18 protein-coding genes are annotated in these 21826 nt (G+C 66.6%); 14 read left to right on the top strand and 4 right to left on the bottom strand.

Translation table 11 applies throughout. From position 1 onward, the window contains the following. The first annotated feature begins 83 nt into the window (after positions 1–83). A complete protein-coding gene (gene ydiJ, locus BST28156_RS05185; protein WP_012218399.1) occupies positions 84–3155 on the top strand; it encodes a D-2-hydroxyglutarate dehydrogenase YdiJ in 3072 nt (1023 codons plus the stop codon). 279 nt (positions 3156–3434) lie between these two features. On the opposite strand, the gene BST28156_RS05180 is transcribed toward ydiJ, so the two are convergent. The 3 genes from BST28156_RS05180 to BST28156_RS05170 form a co-directional block, all read right to left on the bottom strand. Next, complete coding sequence (locus tag BST28156_RS05180) at positions 3435–3737, bottom strand: DNA-binding protein (RefSeq protein ID WP_012218398.1); 303 nt, start codon at positions 3735–3737, stop codon at positions 3435–3437. Positions 3738–3823: 86 nt separating this feature from the next. Beyond that, the gene (locus BST28156_RS05175) at positions 3824–4978 is read right to left on the bottom strand and encodes a branched-chain amino acid ABC transporter substrate-binding protein (RefSeq protein WP_006399240.1); all 1155 of its coding nucleotides are present in this window, start codon (positions 4976–4978) and stop codon (positions 3824–3826) included. A 563-nt stretch (positions 4979–5541) separates the two neighbouring features. Further along, on the bottom strand, positions 5542–6714 hold the full coding sequence (locus BST28156_RS05170; RefSeq protein ID WP_006399239.1) for a porin: 1173 nt from the start codon (positions 6712–6714) through the stop codon (positions 5542–5544). 986 nt (positions 6715–7700) lie between these two features. Between BST28156_RS05170 and BST28156_RS05165 the strand changes: the two genes are divergently transcribed. The 10 genes from BST28156_RS05165 to BST28156_RS05120 all read left to right on the top strand — a co-directional run bounded on the left by BST28156_RS05165 (position 7701) and on the right by BST28156_RS05120 (position 17117). Next, positions 7701–8951: an MFS transporter gene (locus BST28156_RS05165; RefSeq protein ID WP_012218396.1), complete on the top strand. Its 1251-nt coding sequence runs from the start codon at positions 7701–7703 to the stop codon at positions 8949–8951. Positions 8952–9072: 121 nt separating this feature from the next. Further along, complete coding sequence (locus BST28156_RS05160) at positions 9073–10002, top strand: LysR family transcriptional regulator (protein ID WP_006399236.1); 930 nt, start codon at positions 9073–9075, stop codon at positions 10000–10002. Positions 10003–10116: 114 nt separating this feature from the next. Continuing rightward, entirely contained in the window at positions 10117–10611 is a 495-nt protein-coding gene (locus BST28156_RS05155) for a cupin domain-containing protein (protein WP_012218395.1), read from the top strand. 42 nt (positions 10612–10653) lie between these two features. Then, positions 10654–11673: a hypothetical protein gene (locus tag BST28156_RS05150; protein WP_012218394.1), complete on the top strand. Its 1020-nt coding sequence runs from the start codon at positions 10654–10656 to the stop codon at positions 11671–11673. A 32-nt stretch (positions 11674–11705) separates the two neighbouring features. Next, positions 11706–13172 carry an aldehyde dehydrogenase family protein gene (locus tag BST28156_RS05145; RefSeq protein ID WP_012218393.1) on the top strand — a complete coding sequence of 489 codons (1467 nt, stop codon included), beginning with the start codon at positions 11706–11708 and terminating at the stop codon, positions 13170–13172. A 7-nt stretch (positions 13173–13179) separates the two neighbouring features. Continuing rightward, positions 13180–14247 (top strand): maleylacetate reductase, encoded by a 1068-nt coding sequence (locus BST28156_RS05140; RefSeq protein WP_012218392.1) that lies wholly within the window; start codon positions 13180–13182, stop codon positions 14245–14247. Positions 14248–14275: 28 nt separating this feature from the next. Then, complete coding sequence (locus BST28156_RS05135) at positions 14276–15148, top strand: intradiol ring-cleavage dioxygenase (protein WP_012464834.1); 873 nt, start codon at positions 14276–14278, stop codon at positions 15146–15148. 5 nt (positions 15149–15153) lie between these two features. Then, positions 15154–15465 (top strand): YciI family protein, encoded by a 312-nt coding sequence (locus BST28156_RS05130; protein WP_012218390.1) that lies wholly within the window; start codon positions 15154–15156, stop codon positions 15463–15465. 2 nt (positions 15466–15467) lie between these two features. Further along, entirely contained in the window at positions 15468–15803 is a 336-nt protein-coding gene (locus tag BST28156_RS05125) for a Rieske (2Fe-2S) protein (protein WP_012218389.1), read from the top strand. A 225-nt stretch (positions 15804–16028) separates the two neighbouring features. Then, the gene (locus tag BST28156_RS05120; RefSeq protein ID WP_012218388.1) at positions 16029–17117 is read left to right on the top strand and encodes a porin; all 1089 of its coding nucleotides are present in this window, start codon (positions 16029–16031) and stop codon (positions 17115–17117) included. 217 nt (positions 17118–17334) lie between these two features. On the opposite strand, the gene BST28156_RS05115 is transcribed toward BST28156_RS05120, so the two are convergent. Then, the gene (locus BST28156_RS05115; RefSeq protein WP_012218387.1) at positions 17335–19188 is read right to left on the bottom strand and encodes an ABC transporter ATP-binding protein; all 1854 of its coding nucleotides are present in this window, start codon (positions 19186–19188) and stop codon (positions 17335–17337) included. A 278-nt stretch (positions 19189–19466) separates the two neighbouring features. On the opposite strand from BST28156_RS05115, the gene BST28156_RS05110 reads away from it, so the two are divergent. The 3 genes from BST28156_RS05110 to BST28156_RS05100 all read left to right on the top strand — a co-directional run bounded on the left by BST28156_RS05110 (position 19467) and on the right by BST28156_RS05100 (position 21785). Beyond that, positions 19467–20033: a TetR/AcrR family transcriptional regulator gene (locus tag BST28156_RS05110; RefSeq protein WP_012218386.1), complete on the top strand. Its 567-nt coding sequence runs from the start codon at positions 19467–19469 to the stop codon at positions 20031–20033. 232 nt (positions 20034–20265) lie between these two features. Continuing rightward, the gene (locus BST28156_RS05105; RefSeq protein WP_012218385.1) at positions 20266–20691 is read left to right on the top strand and encodes an organic hydroperoxide resistance protein; all 426 of its coding nucleotides are present in this window, start codon (positions 20266–20268) and stop codon (positions 20689–20691) included. A gap of 59 nt (positions 20692–20750) precedes the next feature. Beyond that, positions 20751–21785 (top strand): alpha/beta hydrolase, encoded by a 1035-nt coding sequence (locus BST28156_RS05100; RefSeq protein WP_012218384.1) that lies wholly within the window; start codon positions 20751–20753, stop codon positions 21783–21785. Positions 21786–21826 lie beyond the last annotated feature (41 nt).

The raw sequence follows: 21826 nt of genomic DNA, 5'->3' as shown, positions 1-21826 counted from the left end.
ACCCCGGCCGCGCGGAAACTTGCTCAAAATTCATGATTCGGCGGCGGCCGCGGACCGATTCATTCTCTTGACCTGTTCCTCCGATGCCGATCGCTCCGTTGCCCCGTCCCGCCGCCCCGACCGCCACCGCCTATCGCGACTTTCTCGATGCGCTGCGGGCGGCCGGCTTTGCCGGCGAGATCCGCGCGGACTACGCGAACCGCACGGTGCAGGCGACCGACAACTCGATCTATCAGCGCCTGCCGCAGGCGGTCGTGTGCCCGGCCGACGTAGGCGACGTCGAACGGCTCGCGCGGCTGCTCGCGCAGCCGGCGCATCGCGGCGTCGTCGTCGCGCCGCGCGGCGGCGGCACCGGCACGAACGGACAGTCGTTGACCGACGGGCTCGTCGTCGATCTGTCGCGCAACCTGAACCGGATTCTCGAGATCGATGTCGAGCGGCGCCGGGTGCGCGTGCAGGCGGGCGTCGTCAAGGATCAGCTCAATGCGGCGCTGAAGCCGCACGGACTGTTTTTCGCGCCGGAGCTGTCGACGTCGAACCGCGCGACGATCGGCGGGATGATCAACACCGATGCGAGCGGGCAGGGCAGCTGCACGTACGGCAAGACGCGCGATCACGTGCTCGCGCTCGATTTCGTGCTGCCGGGCGGCGAGCGGCTGCATAGCACCGCGCTGTCCGACGACGAGCTGGTGCGCCGCTGCGCGCGGCAGGACCGGATCGGCGAGGTCTATCGCACCGCGCGCCGGATCGGCGACGACCACGCCGCGCTGATCGACGCGAAGTTCCCGAAGCTGAACCGCTGCCTGACCGGCTACGATCTCGCGCACCTGCGCGAGGCCGACGGCCGGTTCAACCTCAACAGCGTGCTGTGCGGCGCGGAAGGCTCGCTCGGCTTCGTCGTCGAGGCGACGCTCAACGTGCTGCCGATTCCGAAGTACTCGGTGCTCGTCAACGTGCGCTACGCGGGCTTCATGGAGGCGCTGCGCGATGCGCGCGCGCTGCTCGAGCTCAAGCCGCTGTCGATCGAAACCGTCGACTCGACCGTGCTGATGCTCGCCATGAAGGATTTCGTGTGGAGCAGCGTCGCCGACTATTTCCCGCAGGACGACCGGCGCCCGACGCTCGGCATCAACCTGATCGAGTTCAGCGGCGACGATGCCGACGAGGTCGACGCGCGCGTACGCGCGTTCGTCGAGCATCTGCGCGCCGACACGACGGTCGAGCGCCTCGGCCATACGATCGCGGCCGGCGACGATGCGGTGAAGCGCGTCTACGCGATGCGCAAGCGCGCGGTCGGGCTGCTCGGCAACGTGCAGGGCGAAGCGCGCCCGCAGCCGTTCGTCGAAGACACGGCCGTGCCGCCCGAGCATCTCGCCGCGTATATCGCCGAATTCCGTGCGCTGCTCGACGGCTACGGGCTGCGGTACGGGATGTTCGGCCACGTCGATGCGGGCGTGCTGCACGTGCGCCCGGCGCTCGACATGAAGGACCCGAAGCAGGCGGCGCTGGTGCGGCCCGTGTCGGATGCGGTAGCCGCGCTGACGCAGCGGCATGGCGGCCTGCTGTGGGGCGAGCACGGCAAGGGCGTGCGTTCCGAATATGCGCCGGCGTTCTTCGGCGAACTGTATCCGGCGCTGCAGCAGCTGAAAGCCGCGTTCGATCCGCACAACCAGTTCAATCCGGGCAAGATCGCGACGCCGCCGCAGCCCGCGATGCGGCTGCTGAAGATCGACGAAGTGCCGACGCGCGGCGAGCACGACCGGCAGATCGACGAACGCGTGTGGCAAAGCTACGGCACCGCGATGCACTGCAACGGCAACGGCGCGTGCTACAACTTCGATCCGGACGACGCGATGTGTCCGTCATGGAAGGCGACGCGCGAACGCGTGCATTCGCCGAAGGGGCGCGCGTCGCTGATGCGCGAATGGTTGCGTCTGCAAGGAGAAGCGGGCGCCGACGTGCTCGCCGCCGCACGCGAGCGGCAGCCGTGGCTGCGCGGCTTCGTCGACCGCTGGCGCAACACGCGCGCCGCACGTCGCGGCGCAGCGGACTTTTCGCACGACGTGTACGACGCAATGGCCGGATGCCTCGCGTGCAAGTCCTGCGCGGGACAGTGTCCGGTCAAGGTCAGCGTGCCGGAGTTCCGTTCACGCTTTCTCGAGCTTTATCACCAGCGCTACTTGCGGCCGCTGCGCGACTACCTGATCGGCTCGCTCGAATTCACGGTGCCGTGGTTCGCGCGCGTGCCGGCGCTATACAACGGACTGATGCGTGCGGGCTGGGTGCGCACGCTGTTCGAACGGCACGTCGGCATGGTCGACAGCCCGTTGCTGAGCCGCTTCGATCTCGCGGCCGTCATTCGGCAGTTGGACGTGCGGCCGGCCGATCCGCATGCGCTCGCCGCGCTGACCGACGCGCAGCGCGCGCGCAGCGTCGTGATCGTGCAGGACACGTTCACGCGCTATTTCGACACCGAACAGCTGGCGACGCTGATCGAACTGGCCGCGCGGCTCGGCTTTCACGTGTGGCTCGCGCCGCTCGCGCCGAACGGCAAGGCGCTGCACGTGCAGGGCTTTCTGCGCGCATTCGAGCGGGCCGCGGTCCGCAACGCGACGCAGCTGGCTGCGCTCGCGCGTGCGGGCGTCGCGCTCGTCGGCGTCGATCCCGCCATCACGCTCACGTATCGGCAGGAATACCGCAAGGTGCCGGGGCTGCACGACGTGCCGCCGGTCGCGCTGCCGCAGGAGTGGTTGCTCGATGTGCTGCCCGATGTGAAGGGTGATATGCAGGCCGACACACAGGCCGGCGACGCGGCTCGCGCGTATCGGCTGCTGCCGCATTGCACCGAGAAGACCAATGCGCCGGACAGCGGCAAGCAATGGGTGCAGGTATTCGCGCGCCGCGGCTTGCGTCTCCAGGTTCAGCCGGCGGGATGCTGCGGGATGTCGGGCACGTATGGACACGAGGCGCGCAACGTCGATACGTCGCGGACGATCTACGCGCAGTCGTGGGCCGCGCACGTCGATGCATCGGAGCCGGCCGGCGAAGCGCTGGCGACCGGCTATTCGTGCCGCAGTCAGGTCAAGCGCATGTCCGCGCGGCAGTTGCGGCATCCGCTGCAGGTGCTGCTCGATCAGGTGCGGGCGGCGCAGTGAATCGCGGCTTCGGCGACGTGCAGGCGCGCAACGTCGCGGCGATGGAGAAGATGCGGGCGCGGTTGCCGCAGCGAACCCGGGCGGCCGCACAGGCGGCTGTGGTGGCATGACAGGGCTGGGCGGCGAGGGGCGATCGAGCAATCGCGAACGCCGCATGTGAAGCGCGCATCGAGCGACGTGCCGTCTGTCGTGAAGTCGCGCGTGCGCGCATGCGAGCGATCCGAACGGATAGTCTGGTTGCGCGGCGGCGTGCCGTTCGCGGCCGCCGGTTGACGCGCTTTACGACTGTTCGTCGCCGCGCTTTGCGGTACGCGGATGGGTCGTTGCGGGAAACGCCCCGACGCCGCGCGGCCGTTTCGGCTCGATCCGCGTCTGCCGGATCACGCGGCGGAAGTCGATCTCATGCGCGGCCAGCGCGCCGATCAGCGTTGCGATCACGGCGAGATGCGACGGCACCGTGCCCTTGCTCGAATAGTTCGTGATCGAGCTTTCGTTCATCCGGATCAGGCGCGCGAACTCGCGCGCGGTCAATTGCGCCTTCTTCAACTCCTGCTGAAAGTCGGCATACGCCATCGCACACATGATTGCTGTCCTCCGTCAAGCAAAGCCGGCTCGCGCGGCGCCGGCGCCGACGGGCGGCGACACCCGTCGCGCCGGCGTTGCGGCCGTTACATCCGGACCTGATCGAGGAAGGTCTTCTTGCCGCCCTTGTAGCCGTAGATCGAAATGATCCCGTGCGTCAGGTCGCCCTTCGAATCGAACGTCGTCGTGCCGATCACGCCTTCGTACTTCGTCGCCGGCATCGCGGCCAGGATCTTCGCGGGGTCGGTCGAGTTCGCGCGCTTCATCGCGTCGACGACGATGTACACGGCGTCGTACGCGAACGGCGCATCGAACTTGATGCCCTGGTTGAAGCGCTTCTGATACTTCGCGACGAACGCGGCGCCGCCCGGCATCTTCTCGATGGCCGCGCCGGCCTGCGAGCAGAGCACGTTGTCGGCCGCGGGGCCGGCGAGCTGCGCGAGCTGGTCGGTGCAGACACCGTCGCCCGACAGGATCTTCGCGCGCAGGCCGAGCTGCTTCGCCTGCTTCGCGAGCGGGCCGCCGGTCGCGTCCATGCCGCCGTACATGATCGCGTCGGGGTTTTCGCCCTTGATCTTCGTCAGGATCGCGCGGAAGTCGACCGCCTTGTCGTTCGTCGCGTCGTGTGACAGCACCTTCAGGCCGAGCGCCTTCGCCTTCTTCTCGAACTCGTTCGCGAGACCCTGGCCGTACGCGGTCGAATCGTCGACGACGGCCACCGTCTTCACGCCGTTCGACTGCGCGTAGCTTGCGAGCGCCGGGCCTTGCTGCGCGTCGGTCGCGACCACGCGATACGTCGTCTTGAAGCCCTGCTGCGTGTAGGTCGGGTTCGTCGCCGACGGCGAAATCTGCACGATGCCCGCGTCGCTGTAGATCTTCGAGGCGGGGATCGACGTGCCCGAGTTCAGATGGCCGATCACGGCGACGACCTTGTCGTCGACGAGCTTCTGCGCAACCTGCGTCGCCTGACGCGGGTCGGCCGCGTCGTCCTGCGGGTCGAACTGCAGCGTGATTTTCTGGCCGCCGATCGTCAGCCCCTTCGCGTTGATTTCCTCGACCGCGAGGCGCGCGCCGTTCTCGTTGTCCTTGCCGAGGTGTGCGATGCCGCCCGTCGTCGGTTCAACGCTGCCGATCTTGACGACCTGATCGGCCAGTGCGCCCGACGCCGCGCCGAATGCGGCGACGGCGAGTGCGGCCGTGATCAGGGGTTTGCAGCGCATGCCGACAATGCTTCGTTCCATCAGCCATCTCCATATCGATTGATATTTCTATTGACGTCCGGCGCGCCGGTCGCCTTGTGGGCGGCCGATGACCGGACGAGTCTCCGTCACCCTTGAAGGGTTCGTTTGCCTGGCGTCGGCGGCCGCGCGCGCATGCGAGCGTCGCGCGCGGCGTATTCGCCTGACGAAAAGCAAGGTGTGAATATAGCCGAACCGCTGTCGGCTCGCTTGCGGTTCGCTTCGGCTTCGGCGATGTCGGTCGCTGTCGTCGACTGAAGGATTATTCGGCCGCGTACGACGCGCTGGCCATGGACAGTCCGGTGCTGTCGGTACGGAACTGTTCGGTCGTTTTGGCGGCACACTTTCCGTCGATGTCATCGACAGGCCGACGACCGGATCGCGACAATCGGCACGTTGACGCAACTAACGGTCCGGTTCGCCGGCCTCCGCCAGTGACGGGCCGCACACGCGGCTCACGCTATGGGGCGCCTTGTTTTCGAGCGAGCAAAAAAACGGGCGCACACCGCAGTGCGCGCCCGTCGCGACGCTTGCCGATACGCCGCTATCGCGGCAGCGCGCAGCGGTCAGAACTTGTGCCGGATCCCGACGATCGCCAGTTCCTGCGTATCGGTACCGGAATTGACACCGTACGACCCGACCGACGCGGTCGCATTCACACGCGCGCCGTTCGCGTCGAGCGTATGGCCGCTCGCCTTCTGATAGCCGAACAGCGCATACAGATCGGTGCGTTTCGACAGCGCATAGTCGGCCCCGACGTTGACCTGGTTGTAATGCGCGGAGGTCGGCCCCGTCAGCGACGTGTAGTTGTAGCCGACGCCCGCGCGCAATGCCGGCGAGAACTGCCAGTTGAAGAACGCGGAGCCGTTGTTGAACTTCGCGGTCTGGCGGAACGCCGACAGCGTGTCGGCGCCGTATTGCGTATTCGAATACGCGATGCCGAACGTCGCCGGCCCGGCTACGTACTGGCCGGCCACGCGCACGATCTGAATCGACTTCGCGCTCGAGAAGCCCTGATTGATCACGGTGTTGAACAGCGTGTCCGAACTGCTCGTCCACGAGCGGATGCCGTTCGCGGTCGTCGTGCCGCCGTTCGCGAAGAAGTAGCCGGCGCCGAGCGACAGCGGGCCGTTCGCATAGCCGAGCGCGAAGCTGTACGTGCGCCCGCTGCCCGTCGCACCGGCGACGCCGCCGAAGCCGTACAGCGCTTCGGCCTGGAAGCCGGCGATCAGCGGACTCGTGTACTTCACCGAATTGCTCACGCGCAGGCTGTTGTCGTAGTTGTCGAGATCGCCGGGCGTCGCGAACACGCCGCCGAAGTAGTTGTCCTCCGTGAGCCCCTGCACGAGATCGACGACCGGATCGTACTGGCGGCCGAGCGTCACGGTGCCGTACGTGCCGCTCGACAGGCCGACGATCGCCTTGCGGCCGAACTCGCGCTGGCCCTGGCCGAGCGCGCCCGTGCCGATGTTGAAGCCGTTCTCGAGCTGGAACAGCGCGGCGAGCCCGCCGCCGAGATCCTCGGTGCCGCGCAGCCCCCAGCGGCTGCCGGACAGGTTGCCGCTGCTGAACTTGACGAGGTTCGACGCGTTGCTGCCGTTCGCGTTCTGCGCGTTGTGCACGTACGCGATGCCGGCATCGACGATGCCGTACAGCGTGACGCTGCTTTGCGCGTGCGCGCCGGCCGCGTAGAGCGATGCCGGCAGGGCGAGCAAGGCGAGTGACCTGATGCGTTTCATGACTGGATTCCCCCGTTGGTCGTTAGGTCTGACGATTCGGGGTGAACGATACGGACAGACGCCTCGTCGAGGGAACCAATAAATTGTCGGAACGTTATGAGGTGCCGCGGTGTACGCGCGCTCGGCTCCGATGCAATGGCGTTTCGTGAGGCGATGCGGGTGTGGCGACGATCGGTCGGCCTTGCGGGTTCAAGGACGATTGCAGTTGCGGTCGCAGTCGCAGCCGCGCACGCATGCATGACGTCGCGCGACCGATGGGCGTCGGCCGCGCTCGCTATCGCGAGATCGCTTCGGCTCCGCCGTCTCGCCGAGAAACCCGCCGCTCCGATGCGCCCACAGCGCCGCGTAAATCCCTTCCGCCCTCGCCCCTCGCGCACCGTATTCGCGCCTTCACGTCGCGCCCGATCGGCCATGCCGATGCGATCGCGCTGCCGCCGTACGAAGGTCGAAATCGACGCGCTCGGCGTGTTGCGAAATCCCGTCGCAAAAGTGAGGGTGGCCGGCTGATGCGGTAAAGCCAGGTGCGGGCGCTCGCTGTGGCAGATCGCCCAGCATGCGCATGTCCGCGAATGCCCGCACATTTGTCGCTCCTTCTTCAGTCGCCGCCTGCTCCACAGCAGGCGCTTCCGCCGCGAAACGATCGCATCCCGGGCGCCGCGAGCGGCATGCCGATGTCTATGAGGGATTCCCCCGTAGGCGCCCGTTTCAATCCCCCATGCGTTCGCGCAGCGCTTCTCCACCGGCCTGCGCGCCCGCCACGCCGATTATTTGCATTTCGCGAATGGCGCGTTCGCCGGTTGTTTCATACCCAATCCGCATCCGCACACCTATCGTTCGGGCGTCGGCGGGCTGAATTCGACGCCTCCGGCCGGCAGGCGAGCGCCATTTCCGCGCGGCTCGCGTCGCATCGCACCCAAAGACAACGGACCTGGCTCATGCACGAACGCCGCGCCTCGCGCGCGCTGACCAGCTTCACGGAGACAGACATGAAAGCAAACAAGTGGGATACCGCGTACGAGTGGAAGGCGGTCACGCTGCTGGCGCTCGGTTTCGGGCTGGTCGGCCTCGACCGCTGGCTCATCGCGCCGCTATTCCCCTCGATCATGAAAGACCTCAACCTCACGGCGCAGGACGTCGGTAACTGCATCGGCGTACTCGGCCTGTCGTGGGGCATCTTCGCCGCGCTGATGGGCGGCATCTCGGACAAGGTCGGTCGCCGCAAGGTCCTGATTCCCGCGATCGTCGCGTTCTCGCTGCTGTCCGGCTTCTCGGGGCTCGCGAGCGGGCTGCTCGGGCTGATCGCGATTCGCGGGCTGATGGGCGTCGCCGAAGGCTCGTTCTGCCCGACCAGCTTCGCGGCGACGGCCGACGCGTCGCATCCGCGGCGGCGCGGCTTGAACCTCGGGCTACAGCAAAGCGGCTTCGCGCTGTTCGGGCTCGCGCTGTCGCCGATCATCGCGACGCAGCTGCTCGAATTCGTGTCGTGGCGCTGGGTATTCGCGCTCGTCGCCGTGCCCGGTCTGGTCCTCGGCGCCGTCATGTTCTTCGTGATCCGCGAACCGGAGCGCGCGAAGGCAGTCGAGTCGGAGCACGCGCCGGCGTCGCTCGGCCATGTGCTGAAGAGCCGCAACATCCTCGTCGCGATGGCCGCATTGTGTTGCGCGATGACGGGCGTGTTCGTGCTCGGCGCGCTGCTGCCGCTGTACCTGACGGACTACCTGTCGCTGGGCACGCAGAAGATGGGGCTCGTCGTATCGGCAATCGGTTTCGGCGGCTTTTTCGGGCAGTTCGGGTTGCCGGGGCTGTCGGACCTGGTGGGGCGCCGCGTCGCGAGCATCGTCGGCTTCGCCGGCACGGCCGTGATGCTCTACCTCTTCCGCGGCCTCGGCCCGCAGCCCGTCATGCTGTTCATCGTCCTGTTCGTCGCCTCGTTCTTCACGCTCGGGCTGGTGTCGCTGCTGTCGGGGCCGGTTGCAACCGAAGCCGCGCCGGTGGGCCTCGTGTCGACGTCGATCGGCGTGGTGGTCGGCTGCGGCGAAATCTTCGGCGGCGGCATCGCGCCGGCGATGGGCGGCTACGTCGCCGCGCACTTCGGGATCCAGAACATCCTGTGGCTGCCGATGGGTGCGGTGCTGCTCGGCATCGTGGTCAGCACGCTGATGCGGGAAACCGCGCCGGCCGTGCTGCAGCGCCGCGTCGGCGTGCAGCCGGAGCTGACGGCCGGCAAGCAGCAGTAACGTGCCGGAGGCGGCCGGCGCGATTGACACCCGTCAGGCGACAGAGTGACGCCTTTCGCATGATCGAACCGGCCGGCAGCTCCGGTTAGACTGGTGCTTTCGCTTGCAGCAAGGGCGCGGTATGGATCGGTTTCTGAGCATCGAGGCATTCGTCAGGGTCGCGGAGGCGAGCAGCTTCGCCGAAGCGGCCCGTCAGCTTGGGGTCACCAGTTCGGTCGTGACGAACCGTATCCAGCAACTGGAGAAGTTCGTCAACGCACCGCTGTTCCATCGAAGCACGCGGCACGTTCGCTTATCGGAAGTAGGCGAGACCTTCTACCGCGAATGCGCGGAGGTCGTCGGGCGCGTGAACGAGCTGACCGACCAGATGCGCGAGCTGCGCGCGACACCGACCGGGCGGCTGCGCATCCAGATGCTGCCCGGCTTCGCGCTCGATCACTTCGGCGTGCCGCTCGCCGAATTCAATCGCCGCTATCCGGGCATCCAGCTCGACGTCATCGTCAACGATCGGGTCGTGGACCCGGTCGAAGAAGGGTTCGACATCGCATTCCAGATCTTCCCGCCGATTTCCGACTCGCTGATCGAGCGGCGACTGTTCGTCGTGCGGCGCCTGTTCTGCGCGTCGCCCGCGTACCTCGAAGCGCATGGTGCGCCACAGCATCCGCGCGAATTGCTGCAGCACACCACCGCGCTGTATTCGGGTTATCCATCACGCAATCGCTGGACGCTCACGCGCGGCGACGAAGTCGTCGAAATGGAGCTGCCCGGCATGATCCGCTCGAACTCCGTGCATCTGCTGCGCGAGTACGCACTCACGGGCGGCGGTGTCGTGTGCCTCCCGACGCTCGTCGCGAGCGATGCACTCGTCGCGGGCCGCCTGGTGCCGATTCTGACCGACTTCCAGATCGCCCCGCTGAGCTTCGCGGCCGTTTATCCCGCAACGCAGCGACAGGCGTTGAAGGTCAAGGCGCTCGTCGAATTCCTCGCTGAATACATCGGTGACGAATCGCCTTGGGACCGCCCGCTGCTCGAGCGCGGCTGGGTTCGCTGAACGACGCGATTATTCGCGAATCGCAAATGCCGTAGTCGCGGTCCGTTGCCTTGTTGAGAGGCGCCCCTGCCCCTAGAGTTGAATCCAACAAGCGGTTCAACTCAGGAGACAGCAATGACCGACACGGCACGTCACACCGTTTTTGGTTCGCTCGACAGCTACACGCGGGGCGAGATCGAAATCACCAGCGGCAGCGCGAAGCACTACGCGTTTTCGAACATCTTCGACATCGCATCGAAGTCGGCGCCCTACGAGAAAGTGGTCGCCGGCAAGAATCTCGAATACGTGATCGAGGTGCTGCGGACCGAGGGCGAGTCGCCGTGGTTTGCTTGCGCGCACGACGAGTTCGCGATCCAGATGGACGGCGAAGTCCGCATCGAATTCATCAAGCTCCACAGCCCGCCCACCACGGGCCGCGGCACCGTGAGCGCCGGCATCCAGCCGGCGGGCCGCGAGATGGGTTACGTGGTGCTGCGCAAGGGGCATCAGGCATTGCTGCCGGCGGGCTGCGCGTATCGGTTCATCGCGAGCAAGCCCGGCGTCGCGCTCGTGCAGACCGTGCTCGGCGAGCTCTCCGTCGAGAAGTGGGCCGAGATCTGCGTGCACTGATCCGCCCGCTCGACACCATTCAACTATTCCTGGAGACATCTCATGGCCACGCTCGAGACCCTCGATCTTTCCGCAGGCTTTGCCGCCGATCTGGTGCAGGCCACGCAAGCCGATGCCGTCACCGGTTACCGCCGCTTCCAGCTCGGCGAATTCGCGTTCCAGCGCGACGAGTACTTCGTGAAGATCAGCTGGCCCGCGAAAGGCCAGACCCGCACGCACGCGATACCCGCCGACGCCTTCCTGCGCGCGATGATGCGCGACGTCGCGTGGGGCTTCTTCTACGGCTGGGTGAATTTCGATCACGTGTTCGGCACGCGCAATCACTACGGCAAGGTCGACGTCTATGCGGGAACGTTCAACGGCATCCTGAAGGAAGCCGGTGTCGACTACACGGAGACGTTCGAGACGCCGACGATCATGGCGACGTTCAAGGCGATGCTGCACGACTGGACCAACGAAGGCTTCGATCCATTCGCGGCGCCGGAGGAGACGGGCAGCGCATTCGGCCGCAAGCACGGCGAAAACGATTCGGCGATCGAACGCACGCGCATCGCGACGCGCCGCATGCCGGGCCTCGAAGGCGACTCGCCGCTGCGCGAGGCGCTGCCGGTCAACCGTGCGTTTCTCGACGTCGATCAGGACGAGCCGGAGGTGCACGTGGAGCCCGGATTCGAAGGTGAGCTGCACGCGTTCAACCTGTTCAAGTACCTGTCGCGCTCCGACGTGACGTGGAATCCGTCTGTGACATCCGTGTGCGGGCGCAGCCTGTTCTGCCCGACGACGGAGGAATACATCCTGCCGGTGTTCCATGGCAACGACCGGGTCGAATGGTTCCTGCAACTGTCGGACGAAATCGTGTGGGACATCGGCGACAAGAACACCGGTGCGCCGCGTGCGCGGATCACGATGCGCGCCGGCGACATCTGCGCGATGCCGGCCGACATCCGGCATCAGGGCTACTCGACGAAGCGCTCGATGCTGCTGGTCTGGGAAAACGCGACGCCGGACCTGCCGCAGCGATACGAAAGCGGCGAGCTGGCGCCGTATCCGATCGAGTTCTGAGCCGCGCTCGCGCAACCAATCGAGGACGATTCATGCAAACCCAACTTTTCATCGACGGGCGCTTCGTCGACGCCGTCGACCGCGGCACGATCGACGTGCTCAATCCGCACGACGGCTCGCTGATCGCGAAGATCGCCGCCGCCACCGCCGTCGACGTGGACGCGGCGGTCGAAGCCGCGACGCGCGCGTTTCCGACATGGTCGGCGCTGGCGGCGGCCGACCGCGGCCGGCTGCTGCTGCGTCTGGCCGATGCGATCGAGGCGAATGCCGAGGAACTCGCCCAGCTCGAATCGCTCGACACCGGACACCCGATCCGCGATTCGCGGGCGCTCGACGTGCCGCGCACGGCGGCGTGCTTCCGCTACTTCGGCGGGATGGCCGACAAGCTGCAAGGCTCGGTGATCCCGGTCGAACCGGGCTTTCTCAACTATGTGCAGCGCGCGCCGATCGGCGTAGTCGGCCAGATCGTGCCGTGGAATTTCCCGCTGATGTTCACGAGCTGGAAGATGGGCCCGGCGCTGGCCGCCGGCAACACGGTCGTGCTGAAGCCGTCGGAGATGACGCCGCTGTCGACGCTGCGCATCGTCGAGTTGATGGCCGAGGTCGGCTTTCCGGCCGGCGTCGTCAATATCGTGCCCGGCTATGGACACACGGCCGGCCAGCGTCTTGCCGAACACCCTGGGGTCGGCAAGATCGCGTTCACCGGTTCGACGGCGACGGGGCGCCGGATCGTCGAGGCATCGCAGGGCAACCTGAAGCGCGTGCAACTCGAACTGGGTGGCAAGGGCGCGAACATCGTATTCGACGACGCGAACCTCGATGCCGCGATCAACGGCGCCGCGTGGGCGATCTTCCACAACCAGGGGCAGGCTTGCATCGCCGGTTCGCGTCTGATCCTGCACGAACGTATCGCGGACGAATTCCTCGAGCGCTTCGTGTCGCTGGCTTCGTCGATCCGCATCGGCAATCCGCTGGACCCGGACACCGAGATGGGTCCGCTGACGTCGAAGCAGCACCTCGATCGCGTGCTGTCGTTCGTCGACGTCGCGCGCGAGCAGGGCGGCCGCGTGCTCGCCGGCGGCAGCGCGCCGCAGGATGCCGCACTCGCCGACGGTTACTACGTGCGTCCGACCGTCATCGAAGCGAAGAGCGCGGCCGATCGCATCGCGCAGGAGGAAGTGTTCGGTCCGTTCGTCACGGTGCTGCGCTTCGGCAGCGACGAGGAAGCGCTGTCGATTGCCAACGCGACCGAATACGGGCTCGGCAGCGGCTTGTGGACCAACGACCTGTCCCGCGCGCACCGGATGGCATCGAAGATCGACGCGGGGATGTGCTGGATCAACTGCTACAAGCGCGTCAACCCGGGCAGCCCGTTCGGCGGCATCGGCAAGTCGGGCTACGGCCGCGAGATGGGCTTCGAGGCGATGCACGACTACACGGAAGCGCGCTCGGTGTGGGTCAACGTCGACGGCAACGTGCCGCCGCACTTCAAGCGTTGAGGTCGCGATGGAGCGTTTCGTCTACCAGGGAACGCCTTCGCGCGTCGTGTTCGAATGGGGCGCGCTCGAACGGCTGCCGGACGAGCTGAATGCACTCGGCGTGCGGCGGGCGCTGATCCTGTCGACGCCCGAGCAGCAGCCGCTCGCGGAGCGCGTGAGCCGCGTACTGGGCGAGCGCGCGGCCGGCGTGTGTGCGCAGGCCGTGATGCACGTGCCGGTCGAAGTGGCACGCGCGGCATGCGAGATGGCCGTCGAACTCGGCGCGGACTGCTGCGTCGCGATCGGCGGCGGTTCGACCATCGGGCTCGGCAAGGCGATCGCACTCGAATCGTCGCTGCCGATCGTCGCCGTGCCGACGACCTACGCGGGCTCGGAGATGACGCCGATCTTCGGGCTGACGGAAGACCGCCTCAAGCGCACCGGGCGCGATGCGCGCGTGCTGCCGCGCACGGTGCTTTACGACCCGTCGCTGACGCTGTCGCTGCCGCCGGGGATCTCGGCGGCGTCCGGCGTCAATGCGATGGCGCACGCGGTCGAGGCGCTCTATGCCGACGATGCGAACCCGGTCATCAGTCTGATGGCGGAGGAATCGATACGTGCGCTCGGCGAAGCATTGCCGGCGATCGTTCGCGCGCCCGACGATCGCGAGATGCGCAGCCGCGCGCTGTATGGCGCTTGGCTCGCCGGCACGTGCCTGGGGGCGGTCGGCATGGCGTTGCATCACAAGCTCTGCCATACGCTCGGCGGCACCTTCAACCTGCCGCACGCCCAGACGCATGCCGCGATGTTGCCGCATACCGCGCACTACAACCATGCGGCGGCGCCCGACGCGCTGCGACGTGTCGCGCGGGCGCTGGGCGGTAGCGACGCCGCCGACGCCGGCCCGCTGTTGTTCGAACTGAACCGGCAGCTCGGGCTGCAGGCGGCGCTTGGCGACCTCGGGATGCCGGAGGTGGGCCTCGACGAAGCCGCCGACCTCGCCTGCCGGAATCCGTATGCGAACCCGCGGCCGATCGAACGTGCGCCGATCCGGGAGTTGCTTCAGCATGCATGGGAAGGGCGCGCGCCGCGGTGAGCGGCGGTCCGCGTCCAAGGAGACGAACGTGACGAATGATCATGATGACGGCGATACGCGGTTGACCGAGCAGGTCGTCGCCAGCTTCGACGGCGCGCCGAACCCGCGCGTGCGCATGCTGATGCAGAGCCTCGTGCGGCACCTGCATGCGTTCGTCCGCGAAACCGAGCTGACCGAAGCCGAGTGGATGGCCGCGATTCGCTTCCTGACCGAAACCGGGCAGATGTGCGACGACGTCGTGCGGCAGGAGTTCATCCTGCTGTCCGACACGCTCGGTGTGTCGATGCTGGTCGACGCGATCAACCATCGCTTGGCGACCGGCGCGACGGAAACGACGGTGTTTGGACCGTTCTACATCGAAGGGATGCCCGATCGCGCGTATGGCGAGAACATGGCGCTCACGTCCGGCACGCCGGCGCTCGTGCATGGCCGCGTGCTGACCACCGACGGTGCGCCGCTGCCGGATGCCGTGCTCGACGTCTGGCAGACCGCCGACAACGGCATGTATTCCGGACAGGACCCGGCGCAACCGCACGGCAACCTGCGAGGCCGCTACCGGACCGATGCGCAAGGGCACTACGCGATCACGACGATTCTGCCGGTCAGCTATCCGATTCCGACCGACGGCCCGGTCGGCAAGATGCTCGACGCGACCGGGCGCCACCCGTGGCGCCCCGCGCATCTGCACTTCATGATCGATGCGCCCGGCTATCGCAGGCTCGTCACGCATCTGTTCGACGAGGAAGACGCGTACCTGCAGTCGGATGCCGTGTTTGGCGTGAAGCCGTCGCTGATGGTGGCCTATCGTCGGCGCGAAGCGGGCGATGAGCTGGCGCGCCGATTCGGCATCAGCGGTGCGTACCGCGAAGCGACGTACGACTTCGTGCTCGACCGGAGCTGACCGATATGGCTCGATTCTTTGCGGTGTTCGCGACGGACCAACCGGGGATGCGCGACGTGCGCGACCGCGTGCGGCCCACGCATCGCAGCTATCTGCGCTCGGCGGCTCAGCATGGCGTGTACGTGCGGCTCGGCGGCCCGACGCTCGACCCGCAGGGCGATGCGATGAACGGTACGCTGCTCGTGATCGAAGCCGATGACATCGATGCGGTGATGCGGTTCGTCGGTAACGATCCGTATGTGAAGGAAGGCCTGTTTTCGCGGGTGGACGTGCGCCCGTGGGACTGGAGCCTCGGCAACCCGGAGCGGAGAGTGTGAGCATGGGCGCGACGCAACTCTGTCGCTTCTCCGACGTGCCCGACGGCGGGGCGCGGGTCGTCGATGAAGCGCGCAGCGGCCGGTCGGTGATCGTCGTGCGGCGCGGGCCGCAGGTGTGGGCGTACGTGAACCGCTGCCCGCATTTCTCGGTTCCGCTCGACTTCGTGCCGGGCAACGTTTCGTGCTATCGGTCGCAGGTGCTGATGTGTGCACATCACAGCGCGCTGTTCCGGTTCGACGACGGGATGTGCATCGACGGGCCGTGCGCCGGTGCGGGGCTGGAGGCCGTGCCGGTTGAAGTCGATCCGGCGGCGTGGGTGATTTGCCGAAACGCTTGAATCGAGGGTTCGCGTAATCGCGTCGACGCGATGAAGAAAGCGACTCGCCGGCGAGATTCCAGTCGTGCTGTTGAATCAGTATCACTAATCAAAGTTAGATGTGACGCCCTGAATCTTCGCTGATCCAGGGCAGGGAAGGTGTTGTTTAAAAAAAACATCGGGCGAGCGCCGGTGACGTAGCGCACGCTCGCGCGTGCGAATTTTCAAAAAAAAGACGGAGACACGATGAAACTCAGGTTTGGTGTAGTCGCGATGCTGGCCATCGCGCCGGGCGCGTATGCGCAAAGCAGCGTGACGCTGTTCGGGCTGATCGACAGCGGCATTTCGTATGTGAGTAACGAGGGCGGCGGGAAGAACGTCAAGTTCGACGACGGCATCTTCACGCCGAACCTGTTCGGCCTTCGCGGCACGGAAGATCTCGGCGGCGGCTATCACGCGACGTTCGCGCTCGTGAACCAGTTCTCGATGGCGAACGGCAGCATCGTCGGCACGGGCCTCTTCGCCCGTAACGCTTACGTGGGCATCGAGAGCGAACGGTTCGGCAGCGTCCGGCTCGGTAACCAGTACGACTTCATGGTCGATTCGCTGTTCGCGAAGGGCAACGCGATTTCGATGGACATCACGGGGCTGTACGGCTTCAGGAACGGGCCGTTTCAGCGGCTCGCGCTGCCGAACAATCCGACCGGCGCGTTCGATTGGGATCGCACGGCGGGCAGCAAGCCCGTTGCGAATTCCGTCAAATACAGTTCGCCGACGATTGGCGGGCTTTCCGGCGGCGTGATGTATGCGTTCGGCGGTGTGGCCGGGTCGGTCGGCGCGAACAATACCGTCAGCGTCGGATTGAACTACGAGGCCGGGGCATTGGGTATCGGCGCGGCCTATACGAACGAGAAGTACGGCTCGACGCCGGGGACACCGTCGACCAGCGTGCGCAACTGGGGCGTCGGCATGCACTACGACTTCGGCGCGGTCACCGCCAAGGCCTTGCTGACCACCGTCCGCAATTCATTCAACGAAGCCGGCGTGTGGATGGCCGAAGCCGGCGCGGTCTGGCGGATCCGGCCGGACGTCTTTCTCGGCGCGAAATACATGTACATGAAGGGCAACGAAGCCGTGAACGACAACCATGCGCATCAGGTCAGCGGCGCGCTGCAATACCTGTTGTCGAAGCGCACGATGGTGTATGTGTCCGCCGACTATCAGCGCGCGAATAGCGGCGCGAATGCGCAGATCAACGGCGTGCTCGATCCGAACGGGGCGTCCGGCTCGGCGAGCCAGGCCGTTGCACGCATCGGGGTGCATACGATGTTCTGAGGCGGTGGCGGCGAACCGCGTATGCAGCTTCTTCGAGCATCTCGGGCTGATCGCCGCACTCGTCCTCGTCACCGTGCTGGGCGACGTTCAACGCGGGGACGCCCGCAGCCGCGCCTGATCGCCGGTGCGGCCGGCCGCAACGGGACGGGGATGCAATCGCGAAGCCGATCGCCGGCCGGGCTTGCACCGATGCCGGCGGCCGGCTTTACCGCGACGCTCACTGCGCGGGTGCCGCCTCGTCCGCCGTCTCGCCGAGGAACCCGCCGCTCTGATGCGCCCACAGCGCCGCGTAAATCCCGCCTGCCTGCAGCAGCTGCTGATGCGTGCCTTCCTCGACGATTCGCCCTTCGTCGAGCACGATCAGCCGGTCCATCGCCGCGATCGTCGAGAGCCGATGCGCGATCGCGATCACCGTCTTGCCCATCATCAGGCTGTCGAGGCTGCGCTGGATCGCGACTTCGACCTCCGAGTCGAGCGCGCTCGTCGCTTCGTCGAGCACGAGAATCGGCGCGTCCTTCAGCATCACGCGCGCGATCGCGACGCGCTGCCGCTGGCCGCCCGACAGCTTCACGCCGCGCTCGCCGACCTCGACGTCATAGCCCGAGCGCCCATGCCGGTCGCGCAGCCGCTCGATGAATTCCGACGCTTCCGCACGCTCGGCGGCGGCGCGCATCTCGCGTTCGGTCGCGTCCGGGCGGCCGTACAGGATGTTCTCGCGCATCGTCCGATGCAGCAGCGACGTATCCTGCGTGACCATGCCGATGGCCGCGCGCAGGCTGTCTTGCGTGACGTGCGCGATGTCCTGCCCGTCGATCCGGATCGCGCCGCCGTCGACGTCGTAGAAGCGCAGCAGCAGGTTCACGAGCGTCGACTTGCCGGCGCCCGAGCGGCCGATCAGCCCGATCCGCTCGCCTGGACGAATCGTCAGGTTCAGCCCGTCGAACACCGGCTTCTCGTTGTCGTCGTGCGCGAACCGCACGTTGTCGAACACGATCTCGCCGCGTGACACGACGAGCGGCCGCGCATCGCGCGCGTCGACGACGCTGCGCACGCGTGTGAGCGTCGTGATGCCGTCCTGGATCGTGCCGACGTTCTCGAACAGCTCGGTCATCTCCCACATGATCCAGTGCGAGTAGCTCGACAGCCGCAACGCCATCGCGATCACGGCGGCGACGACGCCCGCGCTCGCTTCGCCGTGCATCCACAGCGCGACCGCGAGGCCGGTCGAGCCGACCAGCAGCGCCGTCGACAGCAGGTGATTGACGATCTCGAACGCACTGACGAGCCGCATCTGCGCATCGCCGGTGACCTTGAACGCTTCCATCGCGCGCCGCGCGTGATCGGCCTCGCGGCGCGTATGCGAGAACAGCTTGACGGTCGTGATGTTCGAATACGCGTCGGTGATGCGGCCCGTCATCAGCGCGCGCGCGTCGGCCTGCTCGCTGCCGACGCGGCCGAGGCGCGGCACGAAATACGCGCACGCGGCGCCGTAGCCGAGCGCCCACAGCGCAAGCGGAATCATCAGCCGCCAGTCGAAGCTCGCGGCGAGCGCGAGGATGCCGAGCAGATACGCAGCCACGCCGATCACGACGTCGACCGACATGAACAGCGCGTCGCGCACGGCGAGCGCGGTCTGCATGATTTTCGTCGTCACGCGGCCCGCGAATTCGTTCGCATAGAACGACAGGCTCTGTTCGAGCATCAGCCGATGAAACAGCCAGCGCAGCCGCATCGGGAAATTGATCGCGAGCACCTGATGCTTGACCATCGTGTGCAGCGCGATCAGCACGACGCTGCCCGCAAGGATCGCCGCGAAGCCGGCCAGCGTGCCGAAGTGAAGCTCGCCGAACGTCGCCGGCGTCGCCGACGACAGCCAGTCCACCACGCGGCCCATCATCGCGAACAGCGCGGCTTCGTAGGCGGCGAGCGCCGCCGAGGTCAGCGCGATCAGCAGGATCCAGCCGCGCGCCCCCTGCGTGCAGGCCCAGACGAACGAGAAGAAGCCGTTCGGCGGCGTCGCGGGCTCTTCGAGCGGGAAGGTCGGCAGCCGTCGTTCAAACCACGAATACATCGATCATTCTCCTGATGCGATCGGGCGACGGGGCCCGATCGGCCATGCCAATAGCGGTGGGTGTGCGGCCGCATGTACCCGCGCCGGCTCACGGCCGTTGCAGCGCGGACTGCGTCGCGGCCGCGACGCCCGGCTGCGAGTGTCGCATCGTTTCGCTTGCGTTGCAGGGCGGTTGTAAACCATGCCGGAATCGCGGCTTGCTGGCGGGCGCCGTCTTTTTTTCGTCGAGCCGAAAAAAGTCCTTGACTATCTATCTATGAGTAGATAAAGTTCGATCCATGGAAACGAAACCGACCGTCCGCGAACAGATTCTCGATCACGCGATCACGCTGATGATGCTGCGCGGCTACAACGGCTTCAGCTATCGCGACCTGTCCGATCTGGTGGGCGTGAAGACGTCGAGCATCCATTACTACTTCCCGTCGAAGGACGATCTCGTACTGGAAGCGGTAGCGGCATACAGCGACGAAGTGCTGGCCGCGATGCGCGCGATCGATCCGTCGTTGCCGGCCGACGTGAAGCTGAGCCTGTACACGAAGCTGTTCGGGCGCGCGCTCGGCGACGGCGACCGGATCTGCCTGTGCGGCATGCTCGCGGCCGATATCGAGTCGCTGCCCGACAACGTGCGGCAGGCGGTGCAGGCGTTCTTCCAGGCGAACGAGCGCTGGCTCGCGGAACTGCTCGCGCAAGGCGCAAAGGAAGGCACGCTGAGCTTCAGCGGCAAGCCCGACGCGGCGGCGCGCGCGCTGTACGCGGCGTTTCAGGGCAGCGTGCTCGCGAGCCGGCTGTTTCATACACGGGCGCGCCTCGAGGATGTCGAGGCGGTCTGGAAGACGCGGGCCTGACGGCGGGCGCGTAAGCAAGAAGGAGGGCGGTTCGCCGCCCTTTTGTCGGGTTTGGTTGTCTATCTGTTGGTAGATAGACTATGTTGCGCAGATGCCTGGACATCTGCATTTTTTGGGGATGTTTATCTATCTATGAGTAGATAAACAAACGCGAAGCCGGCGACGACGATGCCGCCTGCGAGCGATCCCCGCTGGAAGGTTGTTCCACTCACTTGTTGAAAAGGAGTCTGTCATGTCGATCGAAAAAGTGCTGTACCGCGCTCACGCAAAAGCCACCGGCGGCCGCGACGGCCGTGCGACGGTGCCCGAAAGCAATCTGGACCTGAAGCTCACGACGCCGCGCGAACTCGGCGGCGCGGGCGGTGCAGGCGCGAATCCCGAGCAGCTGTTCGCCGCCGGCTACAGCGCGTGCTTCATCGGCGCGATGAAGTTCGTCGCGGCGCGCGACAAGATCGCGATGCCCGCCGATGCGTCGATCGAGGGCAGCGTCGGCATCGGCGCGATCCCGAACGGCTTCGGCATCGAAGTCGAACTGAAGATCTCGCTGCCGGGCCTCGAGCGCGAGGTCGCGCAGACGCTCATCGAGCGCGCGCATATCGTCTGCCCGTACTCGAACGCGACGCGCGGCAACATCGACGTCACGCTGACGCTCGTCTGACCGTCCATCGCAACCGCCCCGTTCATCGCCCATCCCTTACCCGATTCAGGAGTCTCATCATGAAGATCGTCAAGCCGCTGCTGATCGCCGCCGCCGTCGCGGCATTGTCTTCCGCCATTCCGGCCGCGCTCGCGGCAGGGCCCGACACCGTGCGCCCCGACGCGACGACGAGCGCGTTTCTCGCCGCGTTGAACGCGCAGAAGGGCCCGGGCCTCGAAACGCTGAGCCCCGCGAAGGCGCGGCAGGTGCTCGTCGACGCACAGAACGGCGTGAAGGTCGACCTGTCGGGGATCGACGTGTCGAACCGCACGATCGAGCAGGACGGGCTGTCCGTGCCGATCACGATCGTGCGTCCCCAACACGCGACGGGCACGCCGCCCGTGTTCATGTTCTTCCACGGGGGCGGCTGGGTGCTCGGCGATTTCCCGACGCACGAGCGGCTCGTGCGTGACCTCGTCGTGCAATCGGGTGCGGTGGCCGTGTTCGTCAACTACACGCCGTCGCCGGAAGCGCGTTACCCGGTCGCGATCAATCAGGCCTATGCGGCGACGAAGTGGGTGGCCGCGCACGGTGCGGAGATCGGCGTCGACGGCAGCCGTCTCGCGGTGGTCGGCAATAGCGTCGGCGGCAACATGGCGGCGGTCGTCGCGCTGATGGCGAAGGACAAGGGCGGCCCGGCGATTCGCTTCCAGGGTTTGCTGTGGCCCGTCACCGATCACGACTTCGACACGGGTTCGTATCGCGCGTATCAGCAGGGCCACTTCCTGACGCGCCCGATGATGAAGTGGTTCTGGGACGCGTACACGAAGAACGAAGCGCAGCGCAACGAGATCTATGCGTCGCCGCTGCGCGCGAGCGTCGCGCAACTGAAGGGGCTGCCGCCCGCGCTGATCCAGGTCGCGCAGTTCGACGTGCTGCGCGACGAAGGCGAAGCGTACGGCCGCAAGCTCGACGCGGCCGGCGTCGAAGCGACGACGACACGTTACGACGGCACGATCCACGATTTCGGGCTGCTCAACGCATTGGCCACCGATGCGCCGACGCAGGCGGCGCTGAAGGCGATGGCGAACGAAATCGCGACGCGTCTGAAGTAAGGGTGCATTCGCGCGCGCCGCGAGGTGCGCGCGGAAATCGA

Origin of the sequence: Burkholderia pseudomultivorans, assembly GCF_902499075.1 — a bacterium.
Taxonomy (GTDB): domain Bacteria; phylum Pseudomonadota; class Gammaproteobacteria; order Burkholderiales; family Burkholderiaceae; genus Burkholderia; species Burkholderia pseudomultivorans.
This window is presented reverse-complemented; position numbering and strand designations above follow the sequence as displayed.